The organism is Pararhodobacter marinus (assembly GCF_003122215.1).
GTDB classification, from domain to species: Bacteria; Pseudomonadota; Alphaproteobacteria; order Rhodobacterales; family Rhodobacteraceae; genus Pararhodobacter; species Pararhodobacter marinus.
Map to the genome: position 1 here is coordinate 159,487 of NZ_QEYD01000002.1, position 16,421 is coordinate 175,907.

General features: G+C 67.2%; 13 protein-coding genes. 8 read left to right on the forward strand and 5 right to left on the reverse strand.

The window, feature by feature from the left end:
• Nucleotides 1-3 precede the first annotated feature (3 nt).
• Together C4N9_RS03390 and C4N9_RS03395 are read left to right on the forward strand one after the other, a co-directional pair.
• Entirely contained in the window at nt 4-2,430 is a 2,427-nt protein-coding gene (locus tag C4N9_RS03390; RefSeq protein WP_109531892.1) for a circularly permuted type 2 ATP-grasp protein, read from the forward strand.
• Nucleotides 2,431-2,439: 9 nt separating this feature from the next.
• Nucleotides 2,440-3,327: a transglutaminase family protein gene (locus tag C4N9_RS03395; RefSeq protein ID WP_109531893.1), complete on the forward strand. Its 888-nt coding sequence runs from the start codon at nt 2,440-2,442 to the stop codon at nt 3,325-3,327.
• Nucleotides 3,328-3,365: 38 nt separating this feature from the next.
• Here C4N9_RS03395 and C4N9_RS03400 read toward each other — a convergent pair whose 3' ends face one another.
• From C4N9_RS03400 to C4N9_RS03410, 3 genes are all read right to left on the reverse strand, one after another.
• Nucleotides 3,366-3,920 (reverse strand): hypothetical protein, encoded by a 555-nt coding sequence (locus tag C4N9_RS03400; RefSeq protein WP_109531894.1) that lies wholly within the window; start codon nt 3,918-3,920, stop codon nt 3,366-3,368.
• Nucleotides 3,921-4,864: 944 nt separating this feature from the next.
• Nucleotides 4,865-5,902 (reverse strand): nickel/cobalt transporter, encoded by a 1,038-nt coding sequence (locus tag C4N9_RS03405; protein ID WP_168192105.1) that lies wholly within the window; start codon nt 5,900-5,902, stop codon nt 4,865-4,867.
• Between the two features lie 1,203 nt (nt 5,903-7,105).
• The gene (locus tag C4N9_RS03410) at nt 7,106-7,804 is read right to left on the reverse strand and encodes a DUF1007 family protein (protein WP_168192106.1); all 699 of its coding nucleotides are present in this window, start codon (nt 7,802-7,804) and stop codon (nt 7,106-7,108) included.
• A gap of 205 nt (nt 7,805-8,009) precedes the next feature.
• Between C4N9_RS03410 and C4N9_RS03415 the strand changes: the two genes are divergently transcribed.
• The 4 genes from C4N9_RS03415 (at nt 8,010) to C4N9_RS03430 (ending at nt 11,933) form a co-directional block, all read left to right on the forward strand.
• A complete protein-coding gene (locus C4N9_RS03415) occupies nt 8,010-8,750 on the forward strand; it encodes a hypothetical protein (protein WP_146195113.1) in 741 nt (246 codons plus the stop codon).
• A 10-nt stretch (nt 8,751-8,760) separates the two neighbouring features.
• On the forward strand, nt 8,761-10,023 hold the full coding sequence (locus C4N9_RS03420; protein WP_109531898.1) for a GSCFA domain-containing protein: 1,263 nt from the start codon (nt 8,761-8,763) through the stop codon (nt 10,021-10,023).
• 81 nt (nt 10,024-10,104) lie between these two features.
• Nucleotides 10,105-11,202 (forward strand): GSCFA domain-containing protein, encoded by a 1,098-nt coding sequence (locus C4N9_RS03425; RefSeq protein ID WP_109531899.1) that lies wholly within the window; start codon nt 10,105-10,107, stop codon nt 11,200-11,202.
• The gene (locus tag C4N9_RS03430; protein WP_109531900.1) at nt 11,199-11,933 is read left to right on the forward strand and encodes a hypothetical protein; all 735 of its coding nucleotides are present in this window, start codon (nt 11,199-11,201) and stop codon (nt 11,931-11,933) included. The genes C4N9_RS03425 and C4N9_RS03430 overlap by 4 nt, the downstream gene beginning before the upstream one ends.
• Nucleotides 11,934-11,935: 2 nt before the next feature.
• Here the strand turns inward: C4N9_RS03430 and C4N9_RS03435 are convergent, their stop codons facing one another.
• Together C4N9_RS03435 and C4N9_RS03440 are read right to left on the reverse strand one after the other, a co-directional pair.
• Nucleotides 11,936-13,492, reverse strand: a complete 1,557-nt coding sequence (locus C4N9_RS03435) for a trimethylamine methyltransferase family protein (protein ID WP_109531901.1) — start codon at nt 13,490-13,492, stop codon at nt 11,936-11,938.
• 297 nt (nt 13,493-13,789) lie between these two features.
• A complete protein-coding gene (locus C4N9_RS03440; protein ID WP_109531902.1) occupies nt 13,790-14,626 on the reverse strand; it encodes a helix-turn-helix domain-containing protein in 837 nt (278 codons plus the stop codon).
• Between the two features lie 143 nt (nt 14,627-14,769).
• Here C4N9_RS03440 and C4N9_RS03445 point away from each other — a divergent pair, with 143 nt between their 5' ends.
• Nucleotides 14,770-15,675 carry a fatty acid desaturase gene (locus C4N9_RS03445; RefSeq protein ID WP_210403973.1) on the forward strand — a complete coding sequence of 302 codons (906 nt, stop codon included), beginning with the start codon at nt 14,770-14,772 and terminating at the stop codon, nt 15,673-15,675.
• Nucleotides 15,672-16,412 carry a phosphate/phosphite/phosphonate ABC transporter substrate-binding protein gene (locus C4N9_RS03450; RefSeq protein WP_109531904.1) on the forward strand — a complete coding sequence of 247 codons (741 nt, stop codon included), beginning with the start codon at nt 15,672-15,674 and terminating at the stop codon, nt 16,410-16,412. Before C4N9_RS03445 ends, C4N9_RS03450 begins: the two co-directional genes overlap by 4 nt.
• Nucleotides 16,413-16,421: the final 9 nt, after the last annotated feature.

Here is a 16,421-nt window from a genome sequence, read left to right on the forward strand (position 1 = left end):
CTGATGCCTGCCGCGTCCTCGCCACGACGCCCGGATCTGTTCGCGGGCTACAACCGGCTTCCGGGGGTAGCCGACGAGCTTTTCGACGCTGGGGGACAGATGCGCCCCGTCTGGCGTCGTTTCGTTGACCGTTTCGCAAAGCTGAGTCCGACCGAGATCGCCACCCGGTTCGAGCGCGGCAACAATTACCTGCGCGATGCCGGGGTGTATTTCCGGCAATATTCCACCGAACCGGGGGCCGAAAGGGACTGGCCTCTGTCCCATATTCCCGTCATCCTGCATGACAGCGAATGGGACGAGATCTGCGCGGGTCTTGCCCAGCGCGCCGATCTTCTGGAACGGGTGGTGGCGGATCTGTATGGACCCGCCGAGCTGGTGCGCGACGGGCATCTGCCCGCGTCGCTGATCGCGCGCTCGCCGCAATGGCTCCGGCCGATAGTGGGGGTGACGCCCGCCGATGGCCATTACCTGCACCTGCTCGCCTTCGAGATCGGGCGCTCGCCCGATGGCTCGTGGCTGGTGCTGGGCGACCGGCTTGAAGCCCCCTCGGGCGCGGGTTTCGCGCTGGAAAACCGCATGGCCACGGGGCGTATCTTTCCCGAACGCTTCCCGCGCGCCTATATCCACCGGCTGGCCGGGTTCTTCCACGATTTCCGCGCGCAGATGGAGCGGCTCGCGCAGGCCGAGGGGCGGCCGGGCGGGCAATCCGCGATCCTGACGCCGGGGCCGTCCAACGACACCTATTACGAACATACCTATATTGCCCGCTATCTGGGGATGCTGCTGCTCGAAGGCGAGGATCTGCTGGTCGAGAACGGCGCGCTGAAAGTGCGCACCATCGAAGGGCCGCAACCCATCGGCGCGCTCTGGCGGCGGATCGACGCGGCCTTTGCCGACCCGCTCGAGCTGAATGCCGACAGCCGGATCGGCACGCCGGGTCTGCTGGAAGCGGTGCGGCAGGGCAATCTGTCCATGGTCAACGCGCTGGGGGCAGGGGTGCTGGAACTGCGCGCGATGATGGCCTTCCTGCCGCGCATCAGCGAAGTGCTGACGGGCAAGAAACTGGCCCTGCCGAATATTGCGACGTGGTGGTGCGGCGGCGAGACCGAGCGCGATTACGTGCTGTCAAAGGCCGAGAAGATGCTCATCGGCCCCGCCTTGACGCCTGCTTTGCCCTTCGACGTGACCGCGCGCACCGCGATGGGCGGGCGCTTTGCCGGCGGGGCCGAGGGCGACCTGCGCGACTGGATCGAGGCGAACGCCGCCGGTCTGGTCGGGCAGGAGGCCGTCGCGCTGTCGACCACCCCCGCCTGGGTCACCGAGCCGGGCCAGACGCTGGCCGAAGGCCGGATGGAGCCGCGCCCGATGACCATCCGCGTCTTCGCGACGCGCACCCCCGCCGGCTGGCGCTTCATGAAGGGCGGCTACGCGCGGATCGGCCATTCCGGCGATGCCACCGCGCTGGCGATGCAGAAGGGCGGGTCGGTCGCCGATGTCTGGATCGTCTCGGACCGGCAGGTGCCCAAATATACCATGGTGCCCGAAGGCAACGCGCCCTTCCGCCGCGCCACGCCCGGTGTCGTGCCCGCGCGCGCGGCCGACAACCTGTTCTGGCTGGGCCGCTATGTCGAGCGGACCGAGGATGCGATCCGCCTGATCCGCGCCTATCACCTGCGCCTTGCCACCACCGACAACCCTGCCGACCCGCTGCTGCGGCGCCTTCGCGCGTTCCTCGGCGGCTACGGGATCGACCTGGGCAAGCCCGTGCCCGATGCGCTGATCGAGCGGATCACCATGGCGCAGGCCTGCGCGGCCAAGGTGCGCGACCGGTTCTCGGTCGATGGCTGGGCGGCGCTGTCGGACCTGCACAAGACCGCCGCCCAAACCCTGCGCGATGTCGAGCCGGGCGACGACGCGGCCAAGGCCATGTTCGTGCTGGTGCGCAAGATCACCGGTTTTTCCGGTCTCGTGCAGGACAACATGTACCGCTTTCAGGGCTGGCGCTTCCTGTCGCTCGGGCGGGCGCTGGAACGGGCCGATGCGCTGACCGCCTTGCTGCACGGGCTCAGCGATGCCGACGCGCCCGATGGCGCGCTCGATCTCGCGGTCGAGGTGGCCGATTGCGTCATCACGCACCGCCGGCGCTATGCGGTGGAAACCTCGCGCGATACCGTCGTCGACCTGCTGGCGCTCGATGCCGACAACCCGCGCTCGATCCTGTTCCAGATACAGGCGATGCGCGAACAGGCGGCGGCCCTTCCGGGCGCGATGGAGCACGGACGTCTCGCCGCCCTGTCGCGCGCCATCGTCCCGATCGAGGCCTTTCTCAGCGTCGCCACGCCCGACCGCCTGACCCCGCGCGCGCTTTTGAAACTGCGCGGCGACCTGAGCCAGATCTCGAACCTCGTCACCTCTGCCTATCTGCGTTAGGACCCGGCTGTGCTGTACGATATCGGGCTGACCATCGAATACGACTACGCCGCCGCCTCGGACCGCTCGCGCACGCTCGTCCGGCTGCTGCCCGCCGATGCGCCGGGTGTGCAGCGCGTCCTGTCCCAGCGTCTCGACATCCGCCCGCGCCCGGATGAACGGCGCGAAGGACGCGACTTTTTCGGCAACCGCACGGTCATGGCGGTGTGGCACGGGCCGATCCCGTCGCTGCAGTTCCAGCTGGCCCTGCGGATGGAGCGCCTGGCGATTCCCGCCCGCGCCGACCTGTCCCCGACCCTGCGCGCGCTGCCGGCGGCGCTGGCCGCCGAAACCGGACTTGGCCCGTTATCGCCGCATCACTTCCGGGGCCCGTCGCCCCGTGTGCCCGATGTGCCGGAGATCGCCGGCTTCGCGCGTGGCCTCGTCACCGGGGACATGACCACGCAGGACGCGATCCGGACGCTGGGGCACGCGCTTCATGCCGAAATGCGCTTCGATTCCGCCGCGACCTCGGTCGAGACGGGGCCGGAACAGGCCTTCGCGCAGCGCTCGGGCGTCTGCCAGGACTTCGCGCATGTGATGATCGCGGGGCTGCGCGCGCTGGGCATCCCGGCGGGCTATGTGTCAGGCTTCCTGCGCACCACGCCGCCGCCCGGCCAGCCCCGGCTTGAAGGGGCGGATGCGATGCATGCCTGGGTCCGGTCCTGGGCCGGGCCGGGGATCGGCTGGGTCGAGTTCGACCCGACCAACGATCAGACGGCGGGGCAGGATTACGTGGCCATCGCCCAGGGGCGCGATTATCTCGACGTGGCCCCGGTGCGGGGCGCGCTGCGCAGCGCGGGCGGGCAGGACAGCCGCCACGCGGTCGACATGGTACCCTTGGGCGAAGACGCCTGAATGGCGGCGCGCGCTGCGGGGCGCGCCGCCGGGCGCGATCACGCGATGACGACCATCCGCAGGTCCTTCAGCGTCAGGCGGAAGCTTTCGGTGGGCAGCGGCACGACCAGCGTGTGAAAGCCTTCGGGGATCGCCAGCGGCGCGTCGTCCCGGACGCTGCAGGGCAGGATCTTGACCCCGTCATAGCCCATATCCGCTTCCCAGTCGAAAGCGGTATCGCGCCAGTCGGGCGTCGATTCCCAGCCCTCGGGTCCCTGCGTGCGGATGAAGGGGCGGATCGTTCCCAGCCCCTCGGCTTGCGCGTTGAGAATGGCAATCAGCGTGGCGCCCGGGGTGAAACTCGCCGTGCCCAGCTCGATGTTCAGCGACACCCATCCCGGTTCACCCGAGATCATCACGTTGAGGTCAAGCAGCGTACCCTCGCTCAGGATCCGGTGGCATTGCACCGCGCCCTGGCTGTCATCCCAGCTGAGATAGAGGTCGGGGACAAGTCTCTCGTTATTGGTCACGGAGAGCCGGGTGCCGGGCGCGTCAGCGACGGCCGCGCGCAATTGTTCGCACAGCACGGAGCTGTTCGTCTCGCAGATATGCAACGGAATTTCCTGTTATTTTAGTTCACTAGCCCGATAATGCCGAAACAGGTTGCGGGCGCAATCGTTTTTTGTGCATTTGTGTAACAAGGTTCGGCGCGGGTGGCCTGAGAGCGTCATGGCCTTCGGTCGCCGGTCAGGGTTCTCGGCTCTGCCGAGATGCTCGCGCAGGCTACAATCCTTGATCCGCCTGCGTCCCGGTGACCTTCGTGGCCCTTTGATCCTCGTGCCTCACGGTGATCCTGGTGCCTCACCATGATCCCCATGCCAGCGGTAATCCACGTATCCGCGGTGATCTTTATGCTTGCGGTGATCGTCGTGCCAGCGGCGCTTTCCGTGTCGGGACTGTTTCCTCGGCAGGGCAGGTGCCGCGCGGCCCGTGCCCATGCTTCCCGCCCTACGACGGCAAGACTACGGTTTCCCCGTCCGTTGCGTACAAGGCCGAACCGGCCTCGGAGCCAGGGTTTGGCAAACTCGCTCCGCCAATGCGCTCGCTCATGCGGTTCGCTCAGGGGGAAAGGCGGTTCGACCGTGCAGGAACCGGCTCCGTTCGCTGGTACGATCGCCGGAGCGGATGCCCGGTGCGATGGCGGAATCCGAGCGGCCTTTCGCCCCGTACGCCCGCCTTGCTCGGGCGACGGGTCAGAGCGCCTTGTCAGTGCGTCTTATCTGAGCGCCTTGTCCGAGTGCCTCATCAGTAGGTCATGTTGGACTGTTCGGTCCGAATGAGCGACAGATTGGGCAGGTTGAATGTCTTGTCCGACCGTCTTGTCTGATCTTCTTGTCCGACCGTTCCACTGAACGCCTCGTCACAAAGCCACCGTCCTGACGCACCGCCTGATCGATGCGACCGAACCTGCTTGCGTGAGCCGTTCGTAAGGCCGATCCCTTCACGCAGGCCCCACGAAGATCGCCATGCGGTGCCATCCTTTCGGTGCATCGCGCGTTTACAGCGCGAAACCGCTTGCAAGACCCACGATCAGCACGCCGCCCAGAAGATGCGCCAGCGCGCTGAGATAGGGCAGGGTGCGGTTGTCGCCGCCGGCCAGCGCCAGCGCGCGCGCCGCGACGCCGCCGGTCGTGACCAGCGCGTTGAAGGCGGCGGTGCCCAGTCCCATCGCCACGACCGAAACAGCGCCCGCGGCGAAGACGTCGAATCGCGCGGCGATCAGCAGGACGATCAGCGCCCCCGAGCAAGGCCGGATCGCGATCCCCGCGACCAGCGCCGCCGCGTCCCGCCATCCCGTCAGCGAGCGGATCTCGTCCAGGCTGGGACCATGGGCATGGCCGCAGCCTTCATGTCCATGGTGATCGTGTCCATGGTGATGATGTCCATGCTTATGGTCACCCTGCTCATCGTCTCCATGCTGATGATAAGCATGGACACTATTCGGTCCGCCCATCCCGGAGCCGCTCTCCGTGCCCCGGGCGTCGCGACGCGCGGATACGCGCAGGCGAAGCAGGCCGCGCAGGCCGCGCCAGGCCAGGACAAGACCGATCGCCACGATCGCCAGCGCACTGGCGCGCACCAGCCAGGTTTCAGTGATCTCGACAAGCGCCGCGCTGCTGGCGCGCAGCATAAGCGCCACGACCCCCACAAGCGCGATGGCGACGAAAGCCTGTGCCAGCCCTGCGGCCAGGCTCAGCGCCCAGAGGCGCCGCAGGGTCGCGCCGCTGGCCAGCGCCGCGCCGCCGAGCAGCACCTTGCCGTGACCGGGACCCGCTGCATGGGCGAACCCATAGGCGGCGGTCACCGCGCAAAGCGACCAGATCGCCTGCGGCTCGTTCCGCCGGACGGCCTGCAAGGCACGCGCCATCCCGTCCTGGAACTCACGCTGCGCCGTTGCGGCCCAGTCCAGGAACGCGCTCCAGGGCAGAAGGGCCCAGGCGGCGACACCGAGCAGAGCCGCGCAAGCCAGCCACAGAATCGAAGACCATAGCGCCCGGACGCCCGGATCTTCAGGCCCGGCCGCGGCGGGTGACACCGGATCGGGGACGGACAGCGACGGCGTCTGCGGGCGGACATCGTTGCGAGCGGGAAACGCCCGCTGGTCCCGCGCCTCCGGTCCATGAAGCGGCCCCGCGTCATCCCGGTGCCCTGCTTCCTGACGGTGCCCCGCGTCCTGCCAATTGTCCGCTTCCTGCGGGTGGCTCGTCTCCGATCGCGCCCCCGCATCGGACCGGGGCGCTGTGTCGTGCCGGTGATCCATCTCGCGTTGCTCCCTCGCCTCAGGCCGGTGCTACAGGTCGGGTCAATGGTGTGCGTCCTGCCGATAAGTCCTGCCGATGCGTCGTGCCGTAGCGCGGACCGGCCCCGCACCGATGGTCCGGAACGGACGGGTGTTGCGCCCATTGCTGGCGGTGTGTCGCTTGCCGCTCGGGCGCAAGGCCCCGCTTCTCGGCGTCGCGCGGGTTTTCTGTGTCTTGATCGTGCGCTGTGCGAAGAGGGTGCCCGGTCCCAAGCCGGTGAGTCGCTCTGGACCGGCGCCTCGCCGCTTGCCGTTGCTTTCCGTGCCATGGGCAGGCCGCGGTTTCAGGGCTCGCTACCCGCAGGTTGGACGGCGCCTCGCGACGCTCTGGCGCGCCCCGGGACACGCTATTGCGGCGCTCCGCCATGGAATGCGTGCCCTCTGCTGCCAGCGCGGACGGCCGCTGTTTCAGCCCGGGCCCCGCTTCGCGCGGCGTTCCAGCCGGCGGAGGCACTGCCCGGAATCGAAGGCGCTTCCCGGTTGCGCGATCAGGCGCGCACGGGATCTGAGCTTTGTTAAGGATATCCCCATCGCCGGGGCGTTTCGCCGCGGAAACCTGGACGGCTTCGGCCAGGGGCCTCGCCTCGGGCGAGTTCAGGGCTGCGAATCGGAGCCTGGTCACACGCCCATGCTCCTGCCTGCGCGCCCGCTTCGCGGCGGACCCGTCCCCGCCTTCATGCCCGGGCCCCGCCGCGTTCTGTGCCGCCCTTCCCGCATCGCCGCCGGTCGCCGAGCGCAACGCGTCAGGCGTCGCGGCAAAGCGCCGGGCGTGACCGGTGGGCAGGCAGGCCGCGCTTTGCTCCGGGTGGCGATCTGGCGACGAAGACGGGGTGCCGGGGCCTTTTGCGGCGCATGCACAAGCCTGCGCGCCGGGATCGCGCCCCGTTCCACCGGCGCCGGGCGCGGGAGCCCCCGGCGGAACAAGAACGCACCCCTGCGTCACCCCGATACCCCCGAACATTCCAGCGTCACGCGGTCCGCGAAAAGGCTGCCGACATTCTCGTCCTCGGGGATTTCTTCGCGCGACAGGGCGGCAAGGCGCGCGCGCAGGGCCTCGCTGGCCTCGTCGGGAGTGAAAGGCGTGATCCGGGACGCGCAGCCCGGGGGCAGGGCCGGGGCGTCCGTGCCCTCGACGATCGTGTAGGCGTAATAGAAGATCGGATCGAAAAGTCGCAGCACGATCCCGTCACCGTTCCTGTCACCGTCGTCCCCCGGAGGTACATTCACGGGCTCGGCCAGCGGCAGGGTGAAGCGCACGACGACCTGATCCTCGATCAGCATGGCCGAGCCGTCCTCGGGCTGGCCCATCGCGACCGGCGCGCCGTGAAGGGTCAGGTGGATATCGCCGTCATAGCCCGGCTCCCATTCCGTTTCCCCCGCGACGATGGCGGCGCGGTCCTCATCGTCGAGCGCGCCGTCGCCATCGCGGTCGAGATCGAGGATCTCGAACATGTAGAGACTTGTCAGAAGGTCATAGCGCCACTCGATCCGCAGGGCCTGCAGCGTTCCGCCCTCGACGACGAAGCCCGCGCGGGCATCGACGAAGACATGCGGATGAGCCTGCGCGAGCGACCCCCACAGGCACAGCGCGGCGGGCGCCAGACAGCGCAACGCGGAGAGGGGGGTGATACGGGGCATCCGGACTCCATCGGGTGGGCGCGACCATACTGCGGCGGGCGCCCGGACGACAAGCCGGGACACCCTTCCCCGGGGCGCGGCGCGCGGCCCGCCGCCCATGGCGCCCGGCTGCGGCCATCAATGACGCCCTTGTCGCCGCTATGGCCTTGCCTTGACCGGCCCCGATGCATGCGGGATAGTCGGCGCGCGGATGACGAGGGTTTTGATGCAAGTATTGATCGTGGGGGATTCCCATACCGGTGCCCTGAAGCGCGGCCATGACCTGATGGTGCAGGATGGCACCGCGCCCGACGGGATCACATGGCGGATCCAGCCGCTGGGCCCGGGCAAACGCATGAACACGCCGTTCTGGAAGAAGGCCGGCGACCACGCGGTGATCACCGATCCGCAATACGGCAAGATGATGCCCAAGCTGCCGCCCGACGACCCGCGCCCCGATGCGATCGGTCTGTCGATGCCGATGTGGAACGGACGCATCATGCGGATGATCCTGCAAAGCGGCTACGTGGTGCACGGGCTGCCGGGGCAGGGGCATGTCATGTCGCGCGCGTTGCTGCGCCACATGGTGCTGTCGGACATGAAGTACATCATGGCGCTGGGCGCGTATCTGGGCGAACTGGGCTATCCCGTCTTTGCCATCGAGCCGCCGACGCTGTTTCGCCACTGGAGCTATGTGCGGCCCTTCGGCGCCGAGACCTGCCTTGCGCTGCAGGCCGAGGTCCGCGCGATCCAGCGCGCCTGCGTCGACGAGGCGGGGATGCCGGTGATCGAGCTGCCCGAAGGCTGCATCCTCGAAGACGGCTTCATGGATCCGCAGCACCGGTCCGAGGACCCGACCGATACCCACCATGTCAACGCGGAATTCGGCGCGCTGATGCTCAAGCGCGCCGTGCCCTATCTGCGCCGGATCGCCACCGCGCCGGCCTCCCGCAACGCCGTCGGCTGAGGAACACCCGATGTCCCATCCCTATAACGACCAGCCCGACAGCGCCTTCTGGCGCCGCGCCATCGGCGACCGGATGCCGCACGAGATCGGCGACTGGTACACCAAGCGCTTCTCGCTCGACGGCAAACGCATCGCCACGGCGGGAAGCTGCTTTGCCCAGCATCTGGGGCGCCAGCTGCGCAATGCGGGGTTCGATTACGTCGATTGCGAATTGCCGCCCACCGGCCTGCCCGAAAGCGATTATCTCGACTGGGGCTACAAGATGTATTCGGCGCGCTACGGCAACGTCTACACTTCGCGCCAGCTCGTGCAGCTTCTGGACCGCGCCACCGGGATCTTCGACCCGGTCGAGGATTACTGGGAGCGCGATGGCGGCGTGGTCGACCCGTTCCGCCCGACGATCGAGCCCGAACCCTTCGGCTCGGTCGAGGAATTGCGCGCCCTGCGCGAGGATCATCTTGCGGCCACGGCCGAGGTCTTCCGCACCGCCGATGTGCTCGTCTTCACCATGGGCCTGACCGAGGCGTGGCTGTCGAAGAAGGACGGCGCCTGCTTCCCGCTCTGCCCCGGCACGGCGGGCGGCACCTATGATCCCGACCGTCACTTCCTGCAGAACCTCGGCTCGGCCGACGTCCGCGCGGATATGGAGGCCTTTCTGGCCAAGGTCAGACGCATCAATCCCCGGCTGGAAATCCTGCTGACCGTCTCGCCGGTGTCGATGATGGCCACGGCGACGCCACAGCAGGTCTCGGTCGCCACGGTCTATACCAAGTCGGTGTTGCGCGCCGTTGCGGGCGAGCTCTACGCGGCGCACGACCATATCGATTATTTCCCGTCCTATGACATGGTCGTCGGGCCCGCTGCGCGCGGCGCGTTCTTCAAGGAAGGGATGCGCGAGGTCGCGCCCGAGGGCGTGGCCTATGTGATGAGCCATTTCCTGTCCGAGCACCGCCCGCCCGGCGCGGGCGAGGCCCCGGCCGCTCCGGTCCGGCCGGAAGCCGCGCCCGACATCGCGCCCCGGATGGCACCGCGTCAGGCCCCGCACCAGCCTTCTGGGGGGGCCGACCGTCCGACGCCGGCACCAACGACGGCTCCGGCCGCGCCCCAAGGTCAGAAACCCGCCGCCCGGCCCGTGCCCTCCCGTCCCGCTCCCGCGCGCCCGGCTCCCGCGCGATCCGCGCCGGTCGATCTGTCGGGCATCGATCCCGACGAAGACGACATCAAGTGCGACGAGGAACTGCTCAACACCTTCGGCAAGCCGGGCAAGGGGTGACGAGGTCCAATTTTCGCGGTCGTCCTTGGCGCCGGTTCTCGAAGCCATGACCGCAACAGTGTTCAGTCGATTGGAAACTGCATGGAACACCCTTATCGCAGTCAGCCGGCAAAAGCCTTCTGGAAACGAACGGTTCCGGCCTATCACCCGCTCGAGGTTCCGGACTGGTACACGCGACGCTTTTCGATAGACGGCGCCCGGATTGCTACAGCGGGAAGCTGTTTTGCACAGCATATCGGTCGCAACCTACGCGAAAAAGGATTCGCATACTTGGACGCCGAGCCCGCTCCGGCCCAAGTGTCGCCTGCGCTTGCGTCGGAATACGGCTACGGAATGTACTCGGCTCGGTACGGCAACATCTATACCGCGCGACAATTGCTCCAGTTGCTCCAGCGTGCGAATGGGACGTTCAGACCGACCGAAGATTACTGGATCAAGGGCGATGGCGTAGTCGATCCATTTCGTCCCACGATCGAACCAGAACCCTTCGGTTCGGTCGAAGAATTAAGGGCTGTTCGAGCAGGCCATCTGGATTGTGTATCCGGACTGCTGCGCGACGCGGATGTCTTTGTTTTTACGCTCGGCTTAACCGAAGCGTGGCTTTCGAAAACCGACGGTGCCTGCTATCCGCTTTGCCCAGGCACGGTTGCGGGGGTCTTCGACGAGACGGTGCATGCCTTCCGCAACCTGGATTACACCGAAGTGCGTGCTGATATGGAAGCCTTCATCGCGGGCGTGCGTGACATCAATCCCAAGCTGCGCTTTCTGCTGACCGTGAGCCCGGTTCCACTGGCCGCGACAGCGACCGACACTCAGGTGGCCGTTGCCACAGCCTATTCCAAATCGGTTCTGCGAGCGGTGGCAGGCGATCTTGTGGCGGCGCATGAGTTCATCGATTATTTCCCGTCATTCGAAATCATTACCTCGCCTTTCATGCGTGGGTATTTCTTCCAGCCCGACGGCCGCGAAATCCTGCCTCGTGGGGTCGAACATGTCATGTCGGTCTTTTTCGAACAGCATCCGGTTCCTGGCGGCAAAGCATCGGTGGCGACAGGATCCGCTGCCAGCGATGCCGATCAGGCGTCTTTCGAGCGCGACATGACCGCCGACGAGGTACGGGAAAAAATCAAATGCGACGAAGAACTTCTGAGCGCCTTCGCCCCGGAGAGAAACGCATGAAGATCTTGGTGACGGGGGACTCGCATACCGGCGCATTGAACCTTGCCGTCAGGTCCATGAACGCTGGTGGCGAAATCCCGGACGGCATTTCCGTCAGCGTCCAGCCGGTAAGCGGAGGCGACAAGCTTCGCACAGAATTCTGGAGGGACGCGGGCGACCACGCCGAGATTACGGTGACGATGAAAAAGGACATCGGCGTCAAGCGCCTGCCGCCGGATCCAACCACGGACACGGTCGCATTCTGCATGCCGTTATGGCCGGCACGCGTGTTGCGTCCGCTGGTGGCTGGCAAGCATTCGGTCGCCGAAGACATCCCCGGACGGCACGCGATATCCCGCTCGATGTTTCGCCGCATGGTGCTCGACGATCAGCATCACGTGCTAAGGCTGGCAGAATTCTTGCGCGATAGCGGTGTGCAGGTCATCGCCGTTTCGGCGCCGGGGCTGTTTCGCGATCACTACACCCTGCGTCAGGACGAACCGACACGCGTTCTCACCATGTTTCAGGACTATCGTGCGATCATGCTCAAGGAACTTGAACGGCGGAAAGTGCCGGTCGTCAATATTCCGCCCGAGTGCCTTGATGACGAAGGGTTCATGCGGTCGGAATTCCGTCACGCTGACCCTAGGGACGAGCATCATGCAAATCCTGAGTTCGGAAAACTGATGATACGCGGGCTGCTGGAAATCGCTTCCTCCAACCCGCTCTTGCAAGCTGCCAATCGTTCTTAGGCTCAGAAATCCGTCGGCGCGCCGCCCTCTTCCTTGCGGCGCGCCACGAAGGCCTGCAATTCCTCGCGGATCGCCGGGTCCATGGGCGGGGCCTCGAACGTGTCGACGATCCCGCGATAGATCCGGTGCGCGCGTTCGGGTGTCTCGACCGCGCCCGCCTGTGCCCAGGCCTCGTAATTGCGCCAGTCGCTGACCAGCGGATCGTAGAACGCCGTGGCATAGCGCGCCTGCGTATGCGCGCAGCCGAAGAAATGCCCGCCGGCGCCCACGTCGCGCACCGCGTCGAACGCGATGGACTCGGGGTCGGTCGCCACCAGGTCCGGCTCCATGTAGCGCTCGATCATCTGCAGCAACTCGCAATCCATCACGAATTTCTCGGGGCTGGCGATCAGCCCGCCCTCCAGCCAGCCGGCGGCGTGATAGACCATGTTCGACCCCGACTGCACCGCCGCCCAGAGCGAGTTCGACGTCTCCCACATCGCCTGCCCGTCGGGCACATTCGCGGTGCAGACCCCCGAAGAGCGCAGGGGCAATCCGTAGAACCGCGCCAGCTGCCCGGTGATCTGCGTCGCGCGCATGTATTCGGGCGTGCCGAAAGCCGGCGCGCCCGAGCGCATGTCCACGTTCGAGGTAAAGGTGCCTATCCCCACCGGACAGCCCGGCGCCGCGTATTGCAGCAGCGCCACGGCGGCCAGTCCCTCGGCGATGGACAGCGCCACCGCGCCCGCCATCGTCACCGGCGCCATCGCGCCCGCCAGCGTGAAGGGCGTCACGATCACCGGCTGGCCGCGCCGCGCAAGGCGAAGCGCGCCGTCTATCATAGGGAAATCGTGCTTCAGCGGGCTGACCGAATTGATGTTGGTATACATCCGCGGCGCGGCCTCGAACTCGGCATGGCTGAGCCCGCCGGCGATGCGCACCATGTCCATCACGTCCTCGACCCGCTCGCGACCGAGGCTGTAGGCGTGGCAGACCTTGTCGGTCAGGGTGAGCTTCTCGTAGAGGCAGTCGAGATGGCGCACCGACGGGTGGATGTCGATCGGCTCGACCGGGTAGCCGCCGGCGATATGGATGCAGTTGAACGCCTGCGTCAGCATCATGAATTCGCGGAACGTGGCGAAATCGCCGGGCCGCTTGCCGCGCACCAGGTCCCAGGCATTCGGCGGGCTCGAGACATTGACGAAGGCCATGTAGCCATCGCCGATGGTCACCTGCCGGGCGGGATTGCGCGGGGTGATGGTGAACGAGGCGGGGGCACGGCCCACCATCTCCATGACGAAATCGGCGTCCATCCGAACGTTCTGCCCGTCCACCCGGCATCCCGCGTCGCGCAGGATCGTCAGCGCCTCGTCATTGAGAAATTCGATGCCGATATCCGACAGGATGCGCATCGCGCCGGCATGGATCGCCTGCACGCCGGCCTCGTCCACCGGTTCGACCGGACGGTCGGTGTTGCGCGGTACCCGCCAGGGTCTCTGTTCCAGCTGAAACCCGCTCGCCCGCCGCGCATTGCCGCCCCGCCCGCCCTGCCGCGTCCTGCGGGCCACGCTGTCATCCATCGGCGCCTCCGTCTGTCCGGTGAAAAGCCTAGAGCGCTCCGGCATACGGCGGCAATGCGAGAGAAGTCAGCGCTAGGTGGCGCGAAGTGACGGGCGCTTACGTCGCGGGCGCTGCGCAGCCGGGCCCTTGGCCCGCGCGAGAGCATCTGCACCGTCCCGGACCCTCCCGCAGGAGAGCCATGGTTCAAGGATGCCGCCTTCACACCGTGTCAACCCGGCGCATCTTTACGCCGGAAATATCCTCGGGGGTGAATTGGCCGCAAGGCCAAGAGGGGGCAGACAGCCCCCTCGACCCGCTCACCGCACCTCCAGCGCCCGGACCCAGCGCGCCGCGTCATGCGCGTGGATCTCGGCATGGCGGATATGCCGGTCGAAGCCCTGCGCCAGATCGCGGATCAGCGGTTTCGAGCGCACCAGCATGTAGGTATCGCCGGTATAGACCGCCGCGCGGGTATAGCCGAACACGGTCATCGGCGCGGCGAACCGCTTGCGGCCGTCGAACAGATACATGCGGAAGGCCGGGTAGAGCTCATCGAGCGTCGCGGCGATATGCGCCAGTTGCTGCGCGCGGGCTTCGGCGTCGAGTCCGGTCCAGATGCCCGCGCCTTGCGCGAAGATCTCAAGCGTTTGCAACGGCATGCACAGCTCGATATCGCTTTCGGGCATGCGCGAGAAATGCAGCCTGCGGTCGGTCTGGCTTTGCAGCCTGCGGCGTTCCTGCTCGTTCGACGCGGCCTGGTAGGCGATCACCTCGGGCGTGCGCATCAGGTCGGGCAGCCAGGCGGGGACGTAGCGCACCTTCTGGCCGCTGGCTTCGTGGTGCCAGCGCTCCATCGCCGTGCGGTTCTCCGCATCGAGCGCCTGCTCGGTCTCGACCGCGCCCAGCACCTGCATCGAGCGCCCCGGTTCGTCGCTGAGGCCCAGAAGCCAGTCGGCCGATACCCGGAACCGCGCGGCCAGCGCCAGCAGGGTCTCGGCCCGGGGCAGGCGGGGGTTCTGGCCGGAAACCAGTTGCGACAGCGCCGAGCGGTCGATGCCGATCTCGGCGGCGAAGGCGGTCTGCGACAGGCCCGAGCGCGCCTGCACATCGGCCAGCCGCTTGCGGAAGGCGGCGGCGGTCTCGCGTTTGTCCATGGCTTCCCCGGGGTTATCTGTCGCTTTCAGTAAACAGATGTGACTTGATGCGTCAATCGCGGCCCATACTGACGTGCAAACGCGCGTTGCCGTGCGCGTCAAAACGCTCACACTGGCGGCATTCTTTCATGACGGGAGACAGGATGCGCCGGGCATTGCGCCTTGAATGGCCGACATTGGGGCTGATCGCCTTTTGCTACGGCGCGTGGCTCGGGGCCGGTTTCTGGCTCTATCCGCGCGCCCCCCTCGCGGCGCTGGCGGTGATGGCGCTGATGACGGCGCTGCATTCCTCGCTGGTGCACGAATGCCTGCACGGCCATCCCACGCGCCACCGGCTGATCAACGAGGCGCTGGTCACGCTGCCCCTGTCGCTGGTCTATCCGTTCCGTCGGTACCGCGCGCTGCATCTGGCGCATCATCACGACACAAGGCTGACCGATCCGCTGGACGATCCCGAAAGCTATTATCGCGAGCGCTGGCTTTACCGGGCGCTTCCGGCGGTTCTGCGCGGGCTGTTGCGGGCCAACAATACGCTGACGGGGCGGGTCGTGATCGGTCCCTGGCTGGCGGCGATCGGGTTTCTGGGCGCCGAGGCGCGGCTCTTGCGCCAGAATGCCTGGGGGGTGCGGCTTGCCTGGGGGCTGCATTTGCCGGCGATGCTGGCGGTGCTGATCGCGGTCCAGGCGATGGGGATCCCGTTGTGGCTCTACCTTCTGGCGGTCTGCTGGCCGGGGCTGTCGCTGATCGCGCTGAGAACCTTTGCTGAGCATCAATGGCACGAGGCGCCTGAGGGCCGGACCATCATCGTCGAGCGCTCTCCGCTCGCCTGGCTCTATCTCAACAACAACCTGCATATCGTCCATCACCGCCATCCCTCGACGCCATGGTACGCGCTGCCGGCGCTCTACCGGTCGCGGCGCACGGAATGGCAGGCGCTGAACAAGGGTTACGTCTTTCCGCACTACTGGGCATTGTGGCGCCAGTGGGGGCTGCGGGCGAAAGAGCCCGTCGCCCATCCTGTCCTGAGACGCGAGCCCGAGACTTCATGACCCAGACGACACCGCTTGCCAGCCTGCCGATGTATGACTGGCCCGAGGTTCACGCCGAAACCGATGCCCAATGGCAGGCCCTGCGTGCCGCCATGGCCTGCGTCGACCTGCCCGAAACGCTGACCCGTCCCGATACCGGGCCCTACAAGCTCAACGATCACTGGCGCGATCCGGCGCTGGTGTTCAGCCAGTGTTGCTGGGGGCCGCTGGATGCGGGGATGATCGGCTTCCTGATCCCGCTGGCGCAGCCCGATTACGGCGCCTGGCCCGGCGGGCGCGGGCCGTTCTATCGCTCTGCCATGGTGGTCCGCAAAGGCGAGGGCGCTCCGGCGCCGCTGCCGTCGGGGTCAGCGGCGGAATTGCCGGACGGGGCGCTGAAGGGCCGGCGCTTTGCCTATAACGATACCGAGTCGCTGTCGGGCTACCGCGGCCTTGCCGCCGATCTGGGCGCCGATCCCGCGACGCTTGCGGCGCAGGCGATCCTGTCGGGCGGGCACCGCAATTCGGTACGCATGGTCGCGCAGCACGAGGCCGACATTGCCGTGATCGACTGCCGCTCCTGGGCGCTCGCGCAGCGATTCGAGCCCGAGGCGGCGTCGCGGCTCGAGGTGATCGGCTGGACCGGCGAACAGCCCGGCATCGCCTATGTCACCAGCCGCGCCACCGAGGCCTCGGCGGTGACGGCCATGCGCGAAGGTCTGCTGGCTGCCGGGTGTCACCCGGTGGCGCCACGCTGAACGAAGGGA

Coding starts and splice junctions, on each gene's coding strand:
- C4N9_RS03390 (WP_109531892.1), top strand. CDS start 4: ATGCCTGCCGCGTCCTCGCCACGACGCCCGGATCTGTTCGCGGGCTAC.
- C4N9_RS03410 (WP_168192106.1), bottom strand. CDS start 7,804: ATGCCCCGTATCACCCCCCTCTCCGCGTTGCGCTGTCTGGCGCCCGCC.
- C4N9_RS03415 (WP_146195113.1), top strand. CDS start 8,010: ATGCAAGTATTGATCGTGGGGGATTCCCATACCGGTGCCCTGAAGCGC.
- C4N9_RS03420 (WP_109531898.1), top strand. CDS start 8,761: ATGTCCCATCCCTATAACGACCAGCCCGACAGCGCCTTCTGGCGCCGC.
- C4N9_RS03425 (WP_109531899.1), top strand. CDS start 10,105: ATGGAACACCCTTATCGCAGTCAGCCGGCAAAAGCCTTCTGGAAACGA.
- C4N9_RS03430 (WP_109531900.1), top strand. CDS start 11,199: ATGAAGATCTTGGTGACGGGGGACTCGCATACCGGCGCATTGAACCTT.
- C4N9_RS03435 (WP_109531901.1), bottom strand. CDS start 13,492: ATGGATGACAGCGTGGCCCGCAGGACGCGGCAGGGCGGGCGGGGCGGC.
- C4N9_RS03440 (WP_109531902.1), bottom strand. CDS start 14,626: ATGGACAAACGCGAGACCGCCGCCGCCTTCCGCAAGCGGCTGGCCGAT.
- C4N9_RS03445 (WP_210403973.1), top strand. CDS start 14,770: ATGCGCCGGGCATTGCGCCTTGAATGGCCGACATTGGGGCTGATCGCC.
- C4N9_RS03450 (WP_109531904.1), top strand. CDS start 15,672: ATGACCCAGACGACACCGCTTGCCAGCCTGCCGATGTATGACTGGCCC.